Origin of the sequence: Vibrio sp. V42_P2S4T144 (assembly GCF_009904715.1) — a bacterium.
GTDB classification, from domain to species: domain Bacteria; phylum Pseudomonadota; class Gammaproteobacteria; order Enterobacterales; family Vibrionaceae; genus Vibrio; species Vibrio alginolyticus.
In genome coordinates this window covers 1-11,853 of record NZ_WXWS01000439.1, presented here as the reverse complement: position 1 = coordinate 11,853, position 11,853 = coordinate 1, and the positions used below count along the sequence as shown (strand labels likewise).

At 45.7% G+C, this 11,853-nt stretch carries 9 protein-coding genes and 5 tRNA genes; 2 read left to right on the top strand and 12 right to left on the bottom strand.

Features of this window, described 5'->3' with window-relative positions:
• Positions 1–84 precede the first annotated feature (84 nt).
• Positions 85–624, bottom strand: a complete 540-nt coding sequence (locus tag CAG68_RS14755; protein WP_005384122.1) for an LPS-assembly lipoprotein LptE — start codon at positions 622–624, stop codon at positions 85–87.
• A 152-nt stretch (positions 625–776) separates the two neighbouring features.
• Positions 777–3,350 (bottom strand): leucine--tRNA ligase, encoded by a 2,574-nt coding sequence (leuS, locus tag CAG68_RS14750; protein ID WP_005391313.1) that lies wholly within the window; start codon positions 3,348–3,350, stop codon positions 777–779.
• 153 nt (positions 3,351–3,503) lie between these two features.
• On the opposite strand from leuS, the gene CAG68_RS14745 reads away from it, so the two are divergent.
• Positions 3,504–3,974 (top strand): zinc ribbon-containing protein, encoded by a 471-nt coding sequence (locus tag CAG68_RS14745; protein ID WP_005373024.1) that lies wholly within the window; start codon positions 3,504–3,506, stop codon positions 3,972–3,974.
• 84 nt (positions 3,975–4,058) lie between these two features.
• Here the strand turns inward: CAG68_RS14745 and lnt are convergent, their stop codons facing one another.
• The 5 genes from lnt to miaB form a co-directional block, all read right to left on the bottom strand.
• On the bottom strand, positions 4,059–5,576 hold the full coding sequence (gene lnt, locus CAG68_RS14740) for an apolipoprotein N-acyltransferase (protein WP_161441315.1): 1,518 nt from the start codon (positions 5,574–5,576) through the stop codon (positions 4,059–4,061).
• 32 nt (positions 5,577–5,608) lie between these two features.
• A complete protein-coding gene (corC, locus tag CAG68_RS14735; RefSeq protein ID WP_005384118.1) occupies positions 5,609–6,508 on the bottom strand; it encodes a CNNM family magnesium/cobalt transport protein CorC in 900 nt (299 codons plus the stop codon).
• A 105-nt stretch (positions 6,509–6,613) separates the two neighbouring features.
• Positions 6,614–7,078: an rRNA maturation RNase YbeY gene (gene ybeY / locus CAG68_RS14730; RefSeq protein WP_005373030.1), complete on the bottom strand. Its 465-nt coding sequence runs from the start codon at positions 7,076–7,078 to the stop codon at positions 6,614–6,616.
• Between the two features lie 2 nt (positions 7,079–7,080).
• Positions 7,081–8,178: a PhoH family protein gene (locus CAG68_RS14725; protein ID WP_005373033.1), complete on the bottom strand. Its 1,098-nt coding sequence runs from the start codon at positions 8,176–8,178 to the stop codon at positions 7,081–7,083.
• Between the two features lie 73 nt (positions 8,179–8,251).
• On the bottom strand, positions 8,252–9,676 hold the full coding sequence (gene miaB / locus CAG68_RS14720) for a tRNA (N6-isopentenyl adenosine(37)-C2)-methylthiotransferase MiaB (RefSeq protein ID WP_005373038.1): 1,425 nt from the start codon (positions 9,674–9,676) through the stop codon (positions 8,252–8,254).
• A 257-nt stretch (positions 9,677–9,933) separates the two neighbouring features.
• On the opposite strand from miaB, the gene CAG68_RS14715 reads away from it, so the two are divergent.
• On the top strand, positions 9,934–11,112 hold the full coding sequence (locus CAG68_RS14715) for a 2-octaprenyl-3-methyl-6-methoxy-1,4-benzoquinol hydroxylase (RefSeq protein WP_017821766.1): 1,179 nt from the start codon (positions 9,934–9,936) through the stop codon (positions 11,110–11,112).
• 136 nt (positions 11,113–11,248) lie between these two features.
• Here CAG68_RS14715 and CAG68_RS14710 read toward each other — a convergent pair.
• The 5 genes from CAG68_RS14710 to CAG68_RS14690 all read right to left on the bottom strand — a co-directional run bounded on the left by CAG68_RS14710 (position 11,249) and on the right by CAG68_RS14690 (position 11,833).
• A tRNA-Leu gene (locus CAG68_RS14710) sits at positions 11,249–11,333 on the bottom strand.
• 53 nt (positions 11,334–11,386) lie between these two features.
• Positions 11,387–11,461, bottom strand: a tRNA-Gln gene (locus CAG68_RS14705).
• A 50-nt stretch (positions 11,462–11,511) separates the two neighbouring features.
• Positions 11,512–11,596 (bottom strand) — tRNA-Leu (locus CAG68_RS14700).
• Positions 11,597–11,625: 29 nt separating this feature from the next.
• A tRNA-Leu gene (locus CAG68_RS14695) sits at positions 11,626–11,710 on the bottom strand.
• Between the two features lie 46 nt (positions 11,711–11,756).
• Positions 11,757–11,833: transfer RNA gene (locus tag CAG68_RS14690), tRNA-Met, on the bottom strand.
• Positions 11,834–11,853 lie beyond the last annotated feature (20 nt).

Here is an 11,853-nt window from a genome sequence, read left to right as displayed (position 1 = left end):
GCTCATTACCAAAGATTAAGTAAACCTGTTTAACTTGTTTAGTTAAATGATCCGTTAGCTTATCGGCATAAATTCGCATAGTGACTAAGAGTTTTTGTTCGCTGGCTCAGAGATTTGTCCTGCTTCATATTCGGCACGAATACGGCCCAACTGGCGCATCATCTGTTTTGCAGCTTGCAAGCGCATCTCGTCTTCAATTACGTCACGCTCAACAGATTTTGCAAGTGCGGTCAACGGGTTGTCTAGGTAGTTGCGGTTTACTGTTGTCGTAAAGTTTTTAGAACCATAGCCAGGAATTGTCACACGGTATTTTACTACGTATGTCAGCTCTTTTTCTGCTGCACGGCTATTTTGATAAAGCGATAGTGTACGCTCATCGATTGTCGCTTCCGTCAAATGAAGGTTGGGTACCGTCGATGATGGTTGAACAAGTTCAACTTTGTTCAGTTCGAGTTGAGAGCGTACATAGCGAGTTAATTCACTGTATTCATCGTAGCTGGAGAAAGACATAGTGTGCAGCTCTTCCGGTACGGAATACTCGCCGCGAAGGTGAAAACCACAGGCAGAAAGAAGCCCCGCTAATACCAATACCACTGGTAGTTTAATCAAAGAGAAAAAGCGCATTGATTGTATTCATCCTAAATTGAAGGGGTTATTTACCTTAAACCACTCATGTGAATGGTTTGAGGTAAATAAACAGGGTAGCGAACTACCCTGTTTAATGACTCTTGGTTAACAAATAAGTTCGCTAAACTGAGACAAATTGTAAGCTGTGATTAGTTTGCAACGATGTTCAGCAGTTTACCTGGAACGTAAATGACTTTACGAATAGTCAGGCCATCAGTGAACTTAACCACGTTTTCGTCGTTTAGACCAAGCTGTTCGATATCGTCTTTAGAGATATCCGCTGGGACTGTTAGCTTCGCACGTAGCTTACCGTTAACTTGAACAACGATGGTTTTTTCGTCTTCAACTAGCGCTTTTTCGTCAAACGTCGGCCATGCCGCGTTATCAATGTCTGTTTCACCTAGTGCTGCCCATAGCTCGTATGAGATATGCGGAGTGATAGGGTAAAGCATGACAACAATAGCTTTCAGTGCTTCGTCAAGGATTGCACGATCTTGCGCAGATTCTTGAGGCGCTTTCGCTAGTTTGTTCATCAGCTCCATGATCGCTGCGATCGCGGTGTTGAATGTTTGACGACGAGCGATATCGTCCGTCACTTTCGCGATAGTTTTGTGAACGTCGCGGCGAAGTGCTTTTTGATCACCAGAAAGCGCTGCGGTATCTACTGCTTCTGCTGCGCCTTTCGCTGTGTGCTCTTTCACTAGTTTCCAAACACGTTTTAGGAAGCGGTTCGCACCTTCTACGCCAGACTCTTGCCATTCAAGTGTCATGTCCGCTGGAGACGCGAACATCATGAATAGACGTACTGTGTCAGCGCCGTACTTGTCTACCATTTCTTGAGGGTCGATACCGTTGTTCTTAGACTTAGACATCTTGATCATGCCTGAGTGCGTTACATCACGACCTTCAGTGTCTTTAGCAGAAGTAATGCGGCCTTTACCATCACGTTCAACGGCTACGTCTGTTGGAGCTACCCACTCTTTGCCGCCTTTCTCGTTCTCGAAGTAGAACGCATCAGCCAGTACCATGCCTTGACACAGTAGTTGCTTGAACGGTTCGTCAGACGTTACGTAACCCGCATCGCGCAGTAGTTTGTGGAAGAAGCGTGAGTACAGTAGGTGCATACAAGCGTGCTCGATACCACCGATGTACTGATCTACTGGTAGCCAGTAGTTTGCTTTTTCTGGGTCTAGGATGTCGTCCGCTTGTGGTGAACAGTAACGCGCGTAGTACCAAGAAGATTCCATGAACGTATCGAACGTATCTGTCTCACGTAGAGCAGGTTCGCCGTTAAAGGTTGTCTTCGCCCACTCTTTGTCTGCTTTGATTGGGCTCGTTACGCCGTCCATTACCACGTCTTCTGGAAGAATCACTGGTAGTTGGTCAGCAGGTACTGGGTGAACTTCACCGTCTTCAGTCGTTACCATTGGGATTGGTGCGCCCCAGTAACGTTGACGAGATACACCCCAGTCGCGTAGACGGAAGTTTACAGTCTTAGTGCCTTTGCCCTCTGCTTCTAGCTTCGCTGCAATTGCATCGAACGCCGCTTGGAATTCTAGGCCATCGAATTCACCTGAATCGAACAGTACACCTTTCTCTGTGTATGCCGCTTCAGAGATGTCTAGCTCGCTGCCATCAGCAGGCTTGATAACTGGCACGATGTCTAGACCGTACTTCGTTGCGAACTCGTAGTCACGTTGGTCGTGCGCAGGTACAGCCATTACCGCGCCTGTACCGTAGTCCATCAGTACGAAGTTTGCTACGTATACTGGTACTTCGCGGCCGTTCAATGGATGAATAGCAGTAAGGCCAGTCGCCATACCTTTCTTCTCCATTGTCGCTAGCTCAGCTTCTGCAACCTTGTTGTTCTTACATTCGTCGATAAACGCTGCAAGCTCTGGATTGTTCTCTGCTGCAAGAGCTGCAAGAGGGTGACCAGCTGCGATACCCACGTAAGTCACACCCATTAGCGTATCTGGACGTGTTGTGTAAACTTCTAGGTCTTGTTGCCCCTTAACTTCAAACTTCAGTTCAACACCTTCAGAACGACCAATCCAGTTGCGCTGCATGGTTTTTACCATTTCAGGCCAACCTTCAAGCTTATCTAGGTCGTCTAGTAGCTCTTGAGCGTATTCAGTGATTTTGATGAACCATTGAGGGATTTCTTTTTGCTCTACAGGCGTATCACAACGCCAGCAACAACCGTCTTCAACCTGCTCGTTTGCAAGAACAGTTTGGTCGTTAGGACACCAGTTAACAGAAGAAGTCTTTTTGTAAACTAAACCTTTCTCGTAAAGTTTAGTGAAGAACTCTTGTTCCCAGCGGTAGTACTCCGGTGTACATGTTGCGAATTCACGGTTCCAATCGTAACCAAAGCCTAGAAGCTTAAGTTGGTTCTTCATGTATTCGATGTTTTCGTAAGTCCAAGGTGCTGGCGCAGTTTTGTTTTTTACTGCTGCGTTTTCTGCAGGTAGACCGAATGCGTCCCAACCGATTGGTTGCATCACGTTTTTGCCTTGTAGGCGTTGGAAACGAGATACTACATCACCGATAGTGTAGTTGCGCACGTGACCCATGTGCAGTCGACCACTTGGGTATGGGAACATGGACAGACAGTAGAATTTTTCTTTATTTGGGTCTTCACTTACAACAAAGGTTTTGTTGTCATCCCAGTGCTTTTGAACTTTTTGTTCAATATCTTGTGGGTTGTATTGTTCTTGCATCGATGGTATCCGTTATCTTGGAATTTGTGAGTTCGGTTAGAACAGACTTAAATAGATCGTCATAGAATACCTAAAGCTAGGGATCACAACAATAGCCAATCTGTACCCATGCGCCCTTAAGTGACGCAGGTAGGAGAAAGATGGAGGTCAGTTATGCCTAAACGTAAAACAGGTTATGAGGAAATGCTCGAGGATGTGATTGAAACCTTGAAGCACAGTCCGGAAGAAGTTAACAAAGCGATTGAGACGTCGGGCAAAGTGGTGGATGCTGCTAATGACTTGACCAAAGATGAATTGGCTTTAATCAAAGCGTACCTTAAAGCAGACTTAAAAGAGTTTTCAGAGAGTTACGAGGATAGCAAAAGCGGCCCGTTTTACTTAACGATTGCGGACTCGATATGGCAAGGGCTGTTAGAGATTACTGACCGAACTAAAGTTGAGTGGGTTGAGTTGTTCGATGACTTAGAGCATCAAGGGCTATATGAAGCAGGAGAGGTGATAGGCTTAGGCACTTTAGTCTGTGATGAGTGTGGTCACAAGACAACGTATAACCACCCAACTGTAATCATTCCGTGTATTAAATGTGGTCACAAAGGCTTTACTCGTCAGTCATTAAAGCCATAAATGGCGCGTAACGACAGTATAATGCTATGAATAAAAAAGAGGCTTAGTCGCCTCTTTTTTGTCTTTTCTACTTTCAAGCTGTTATCAGCTCTGTTTTCTTCTTAAACCGAAAGCCAGAGTTAAACTTAACCCTACCCAAATATACAATGGCCAAGTACCAACGATTCGATATGGCGTTTTCCCATCGGTTGGGGTGAGCTCTGCGCGCAGTACTGCAGTTTCAAACTGCGGTACTTGCTCAACGATTTTACCTTTGTGATCGGTTACCGCTGTTAATCCGTTGTTAGTCGAGCGGATGAGCGGTTTACCTAACTCTAAGGCACGCATACGGGCGATCTCCATATGCTGAAGAGGGCCGATAGAGTGACCAAACCATGCATCGTTTGAAAGCGTTAGAATGAAGTCTGTTTCGTCAGTCACATTTTGACGCACTTGCTCATTAAAGATGATCTCATAGCAAAGCGCTGGTGCCATGTGCATGCCATTCGCAACGATGTTTGGCTGCACAAAAGCCCCACGGCTAAACGATGACATCGGTAGGTTAAAGAATGGCGCTAATGGGCGCAAAATATCTTCAAATGGTACAAACTCACCAAACGGTAGTAGGTGATGCTTATGGTAACGTTCGCTTAAATCGAAGCTGTAGTCACCGTATGGTGTGATGCCGAGGGACAGAATACTGTTGTAGAACTGTCGATCTTCAGCTTGGTTGACGACACCGGTGATGATTGCGCTGTTATTCATTTTTGCAGCGCTGTCGATATTGCTCAAAAATGAAGGCACTTCAATTTCAAAAGCGGGAATTGCTGCTTCTGGCCAAACGATAATGTCAGCATCCCAGTTTTCACGAGTTAAGTCAGCGTACTTCATGATGGTTGGCCAGCGTTGACTTGGTAGCCACTTTAGGTTTTGGTCTACGTTACCTTGAATTAGTGCGAGCTTAGTCGTGTCTTCTGGTCGGGGTGTTACCCAATCGTAGTTGCGAATCCCAAAGCCAGTACTGAGTAGTACCGCAGGGATAATCACCATCAGCCACTGCTTATGAATCCATGCATAGGCTAACGCCCCTGCGCTGATAAGGATAAATAGAGTAAGCAGTTCTACGCCGCCAATTGGTGCAAAGCTTGCGAGTGGAGCATCTATCTGGCTATAGCCTAGCCATAACCAAGGGAAGCCGGTCATCACCCAACCACGCAACCAATCACTGATCAGCCATAAAGCAGGTGCAGCGAGAAGTGCTTTTGTGAGCGTAAATTGAGGAAACAGCTTGTTGTTGAGCCAAGCAAATAAGCCTGAATAAACAGCCAAGTAGGCAACAAGTAAGCCCATTAAAAATAAATTGGCAATGAGCGGCATACCGCCAAAATCTGAGATACTGACGTAAACCCAGCTAACGCCAGTTGCAAATTGACCTAACCCCCAAGCATAACCAATCCATAGTGCGCGTTTCGGAGTTTGGTTAGCAAGAAGAATCAGTAGAATTGCTGGGCTAAGAATGGCAATAGGCCACAGCTGGTAAGGAGCGAAAGCGAGTGTAGTAGAGGCGCCAACAAAAGCGGCCACTAAGGGCCGCTTAAGGCGATGAAAGAGTTCATTCATCATTGTAATTTCTGAGATTCCCAATGGGTATCGCGTTACTCTTGAGTGGCTTCAACCAGGGTTTCTTCGTCTGGGATCGTCACTTGGAGTTGAATGACACGACGGTTATCGGCAGCGGTGACTTTGAAGTTGTAGCCTTCAATTTCAACCAGTTCACCACGAGAAGGTAAGTGACCAAAGGCAGTCATGACCATACCACCAACGGTATCAACTTCCTCATCGCTGAAGTTGGTTCCGAATGTCTCATTAAACTCTTCGATGGTTGTCAGCGCTCTGACAGCAAACGTATGCTTGCTTAGTTTACGAATGTCCGTCTCTTCACTTTCATCGAATTCATCTTCAATATCCCCGACGATTTCCTCAAGGATATCTTCAATGGTCACAAGACCAGAAACACCACCGAATTCATCGACAACAATGGCCATATGATAACGTTCTTCACGGAATTCTTTCAGCAGTCGATCAACGCGTTTACTTTCCGGTACTACAACCGCTGGTCGAATGACTTCTTCGATATCAAATGGATTACTGCCTGAGCCTAAGTATTTAAGTAAGTCCTTCGCTAGAAGTATGCCTTCCACATGGTCTTTATCTTCGCTGATCACAGGGTAGCGAGAGTGTTGAGCATCGGTAATCAAAGCAACCAAGGTATCAAGGTCGTGAGTACGCTCAACGGTAACCATTTGCGAACGCGGGATCATAATGTCACGCACACGCATTTCGGAGATTTCCATAACACCTTCAAGCATATCGCGAGTGTCATGGTCAATCAGGTCGTTAACTTCAGAGTCGCGGATAACATCCACAAGCTCTTGGCGATCTTTTGGTTCGCCCTGAAATAGTTGACCTAGACGTTCAAAGAAGGACTTTCTACTCGGACCTTCTGCCTTTTCTTTCTTATCTTCGTTAGAAGAGGGAGAATTATCTTCGTTCATTGTTTCTCAATTAAGTAACGCTATCAGAAGTGTGATAGCACACATAGAGAGGCGAACACGAGAGTCATTTAGGTGGTTCGCCTTTCCCTGTCGAGTGGCCAATAGCTACTCTTTTTCAGCAATGTAAGGATCTTCATAACCCATACCTTGCATGATTTCGGTTTCGAGGGACTCCATCTCTTCGGCTTCGTCATCCTCTATATGATCATAACCTAGCAGATGCAAGCTGCCATGTACAACCATATGCGCCCAATGTGCTAGCAGAGGCTTGCTCTGTTCAACCGCCTCTTTTTCAACAACTTGGCGGCAAATAATCAAATCACCAAGTAAATCTATTTCCATACCAGGAGGTGCTTCAAATGGAAACGACAACACATTAGTTGGTTTATCTTTGCCGCGATACTCATGGTTGAGCGTATGACTTTCTTGTTCATCAACAATACGAATGGTGACTTCGGCTTGTGGCTGGAAGAGCGGAATTGTCTTATCTAGCCACAATTGGAAATCTTGCTGCGAAGGCAGACCTTCTTCATTTTCGACTGCCAGTTGCAGATCAAGTTCGATCGCCATGATTATTCCTTAGTTGAAGCAACTTGTGCATTCAGTTCGGCTTTTGCTGCTTCTAGTAACTTCGCATCGCGTTCTTCACGACGGCGTTTCTCGAACTCTTTACGCTCTTTCTGGTCTTGTGCTTCCCACTTCTCGTACGCGTTAACGATACGAGCAACCACAGGGTGACGTACAACGTCGTCGGCTAAGAAGAAGTTAAAGCTGATGTCGTCAACTTCGCTTAGTACTTCAATAGCATGACGAAGACCCGATTTCGCACCACGAGGTAAGTCAATCTGCGTGACATCACCAGTGATAACCGCGCGAGAGTTAAAACCAATACGCGTTAGGAACATCTTCATCTGTTCAACTGTGGTGTTCTGACTCTCATCAAGAATGATAAAGGCGTCGTTTAGAGTACGACCACGCATGTAAGCAAGAGGGGCAACCTCAATCACGTTACGTTCAATCAGCTTCTCTACGCGCTCAAAGCCCAGCATTTCAAATAGGGCGTCGTATAGCGGACGTAGGTATGGGTCGACTTTCTGGCTTAAATCACCAGGTAGGAAGCCCAATTTCTCACCAGCTTCAACCGCTGGACGAGTAAGTAGAATACGGCGGATCTCTTGGCGCTCTAGTGCGTCAACAGCTGCTGCTACAGCAAGGTAGGTTTTACCTGTACCAGCCGGGCCAATACCAAAAGAAATATCATGCGTGACCATGTTAACCAAGTACTGCGCTTGGTTTGGCGTACGTGGTTTGATCACACCTTTCTTGGTTTTGACGAAGACTTCTTTACCATGCTCGATATTAGACTCAGTATTCTGCTCAAGAACACCAGACTCTTTGATCGCTAGATGGATTTGCTCAGGCTCAATATCTGGGATCTCACCTCGTACAGGTGCGGTATCAACATATAGAGTTTTCAGGATATCCAGCGCAGCTGATGCGGTATGAGGTTTACCGACAATCGTAAAGTGGTCACTACGGTGGTTAATTTCAACGCCTAGACGACGTTCTAAATGCTTGATGTTGTCATCGAATGGACCGCACAGGCTAGCTAGTCGGCGGTTGTCTGAAGGTTCTAGGTTAATTTCTAGAGTTACGATTTTATTGCTCAATGTTGCCTCTCATTTTTTGCCACTTAGTGAGAGCCTGATAACGACCAGGCTCTCTATGGCTATTTATACGAGCTTACGGCGTAAAAGTAGCTACACCCAGCTCATCTTCGCGACGTGTTTTCGCCATCATCTGCGTTGGGGAAATCACACTACGAAGATCCATGTCTTTTTCAGTACGTACTAGCTCACCACGCAGTGAGTTTGCAAATACGTCTACGATCTTCACATCAACGAACTGACCAATTAGGTCTGCACTACCTTCAAAGTTTACTACACGGTTGTTTTCTGTACGAGCGCGTAGTTCCATTAGGTTTTTCTTCGAAGGACCTTCAACTAGAACACGTTGTTCTGTGCCAAGCATTAAGCGAGAGTAACGCATCGCTTGAGCATTGATAGTTTGCTGTAGTTCGTAAAGGCGCTCTTTCTTCACTTGTTCTGACACATCACAAGGGTAATCCGCTGCTGGCGTACCTGGACGTGGAGAGAAAATAAAGCTGAAGCTCATGTCAAAGTCTACATCTTTGATTAGCTTCATGGTGTCTTGGAAGTCTTTGTCTGTCTCACCAGGGAAACCAACAATAAAGTCTGAACTGATTTGGATATCAGGACGAGCTTTACGCAGTTTACGGATGATCGATTTGTATTCGATAGCGGTGTGAGGGCGTTTCATCATCGTTAGGATACGGTCACTACCACTTTGCACAGGTAAGTGCAGGAAGCTCACAAGTTCTGGCGTATCTTCGTATACTGCGATGATGTCGTCTGTGAATTCTAACGGGTGGCTCGTCGTGAAACGAATACGGTCGATACCATCGATAGACGCAACCAAACGAAGCAGTTCTGCAAATGAACAGATCTCACCATCGTGCATAGGACCACGGTACGCGTTTACGTTTTGACCCAGAAGGTTTACTTCACGTACGCCTTGTTCAGCAAGTTGGGCGATTTCGAACAGTACGTCATCCATTGGACGGCTTACTTCTTCACCACGAGTGTACGGTACGACACAGTAAGTACAGTACTTAGAGCAGCCTTCCATAATAGAAACGAATGCTGTCGCACCTTCAGCGCGAGGTTCAGGTAGGCGGTCGAATTTTTCGATCTCTGGGAACGAAATGTCCATAACTGGTGCATCATCGGACTGAGATTGTTTGATCATCTCAGGTAGGCGGTGCAAAGTTTGTGGGCCAAAAATAACGTCAACGTATGGTGCACGTTCACGAATATGGTCACCTTCTTGCGTTGCTACACAACCACCTACACCGATAACTACGCCAGGTTTTTTATCTTTTAGTGTTTTCCAGCGGCCTAACTGGTGGAAAACTTTCTCTTGCGCTTTTTCACGGATCGAACAGGTGTTAAGTAGAAGTACGTCTGCTTCCTCTGGCTCTTCCGTCAGCTCGTAGCCGTTTGCAGCATTAAGCAGGTCGGCCATTTTTGATGAATCGTATTCGTTCATCTGGCAGCCCCAGGTTTTAATTAGCAGTTTCTTACTCATCTCACTTTCGCTCGTTCAGTTGTACTTAAATCGGAGAGCTATTGCTCAAATTATAGCCGCCATCACGGCGGTAAGCGGCGTATTGTACTGCTTTAAAAAGCACCTGACTAGTGATCTAGCTAATTCTCTGCAAAGCCTGATGAAATCTAGTTTTTCGCCCTATGCAGAACAAGGTTTTTTGTTAAACAATTTTGTAAAAATAGCCATGGAAAGTACAATAAAAAACGCCAATTAATCAGCACGATGAAGAGTGAAAAATGAACAAGTATGACATCGCCGTGATCGGTGGCGGTATGGTTGGGGCAGCCGTCGCTGTTGGATTTGCCAAGCAGGGCAGAAGCGTTGTCTTGGTTGAAGGTACAAAACCTAAAGTTTTTGATGCCGCTCAGGCGATGGATATTCGTGTATCTGCAATCTCGCACCAGTCGGTGGAGTTACTTGATTCACTCGGAGCATGGTCAGAGATCAAGAGCATGCGAGTTTGTCCTTATCGTCGCTTAGAAACTTGGGAGCACCCAGAGTGCCGTACTCGTTTTCACTCTGATGAATTGTCATTGGATCAGCTAGGTTACATCGTTGAAAATCGCCTAATCCAATTAGGTCTTTGGCAAGTCTTCTCTCAGTATGAAAATCTAACCGTGATGTGTCCTGAGCGATTAAAAGCCATTGAGTTTGCAGATGTAAACCTTGTGACACTAGAAAGTGGGGAGCAGTTTGAAGCTAACTGGGTGATTGGTGCTGATGGTGCAAACTCTAAAGTTCGTCAATTGGCTGGAATTGGTGTAACTGCGTGGGACTACCGACAACACTGCATGTTGATTAACGTGAAAACAGAATTGCCACAGCAAGATATCACTTGGCAACAATTTACACCTTCAGGCCCACGTTCATTTTTACCTCTGTGCTCTTTGAGTAACGACGATGGTCAAGTAGTAGGCCAAGGTTCTTTGGTTTGGTATGACTCGCCTAAACGTATTAAACAACTGTGTGCGATGGGTAAACCTCAACTAAGGGAAGAAATCTTACGTCATTTCCCTGCTGAATTAGGCGATATTGAAGTTTTACAGTTTGGCTCATTCCCACTCACTCGTCGTCATGCGCAAAGCTACTCAAGCAAAAATTGCGTGTTAGTGGGTGACTCTGCTCATACGATCAATCCGCTTGCAGGGCAAGGGGTAAACTTAGGCTTCAAAGATGTAGACGTTCTCCTTTCGGTAACAGAACACCAAGAAAAGCTGGAAGATACCTTACTCGCGAAATACGAACGCGCACGTCGACCTGACAACTTACTCATGCAGACGGGCATGGACTTTTTCTATAAAGGTTTTAGCAACGATCTTGGGCCATTGAAGTTCGTACGTAATGCTGCATTGAAGCTTGCTGAAAACTCAGGGCCAATTAAGGCTCAAGTACTGAAATACGCGTTAGGTATGTAGTAAGCTACTCAAATCACAGATAGAAAAAAAGCGAGCCATGAGCTCGCTTTTTTAATTCGGCAAATCTAATGATTTCCCGAGTCCAGAACCAAAAAAAAGAAAAAACCCAGCAAAGTCATGCTGGGTTTTCCGATAATGGTGCGGAAGGAGAGACTTGAACTCTCACCCCTTGCGGCGCCAGAACCTAAATCTGGTGCGTCTACCAATTCCGCCACTTCCGCAACTTAATCTGTAGATATCAAGATAATTGGTAAAATCTCAATATCGTTGTATATGGCAGGGCTACCTGGATTCGAACCAGGGAATGGCGGCATCAAAAGCCGCTGCCTTACCGCTTGGCGATAGCCCTACAGCATAAATAGTCAAAGACTACTTAACCTCTCTTATCGAGAGAAAGAATGGTGCGGAAGGAGAGACTTGAACTCTCACACCTTACGGCGCCAGAACCTAAATCTGGTGCGTCTACCAATTCCGCCACTTCCGCGTATTCTGATAGTGTAGATTAATTTAAGATGGTGCGGAAGGAGAGACTTGAACTCTCACACCTTGCGGCGCCAGAACCTAAATCTGGTGCGTCTACCAATTCCGCCACTTCCGCATCTTAAATCTACGTGACTGATAGCTTATGCTAGCAATCTAATCAATGGTGGCTACGACGGGATTCGAACCTGTGACCCCATCATTATGAGTGATGTGCTCTAACCAGCTGAGCTACGTAGCCATTTTAAATTTTTGACCAAG

Bases quoted from the DNA above. Each gene is read 5' to 3' on its own strand.
- CAG68_RS14755 (WP_005384122.1), bottom strand. From the start codon at position 624: ATGCGCTTTTTCTCTTTGATTAAACTACCAGTGGTATTGGTATTAGCG.
- leuS (WP_005391313.1), bottom strand. From the start codon at position 3,350: ATGCAAGAACAATACAACCCACAAGATATTGAACAAAAAGTTCAAAAG.
- CAG68_RS14745 (WP_005373024.1), top strand. From the start codon at position 3,504: ATGCCTAAACGTAAAACAGGTTATGAGGAAATGCTCGAGGATGTGATT.
- lnt (WP_161441315.1), bottom strand. From the start codon at position 5,576: ATGATGAATGAACTCTTTCATCGCCTTAAGCGGCCCTTAGTGGCCGCT.
- corC (WP_005384118.1), bottom strand. From the start codon at position 6,508: ATGAACGAAGATAATTCTCCCTCTTCTAACGAAGATAAGAAAGAAAAG.
- ybeY (WP_005373030.1), bottom strand. From the start codon at position 7,078: ATGGCGATCGAACTTGATCTGCAACTGGCAGTCGAAAATGAAGAAGGT.
- miaB (WP_005373038.1), bottom strand. From the start codon at position 9,676: ATGAGTAAGAAACTGCTAATTAAAACCTGGGGCTGCCAGATGAACGAA.
- CAG68_RS14715 (WP_017821766.1), top strand. From the start codon at position 9,934: ATGAACAAGTATGACATCGCCGTGATCGGTGGCGGTATGGTTGGGGCA.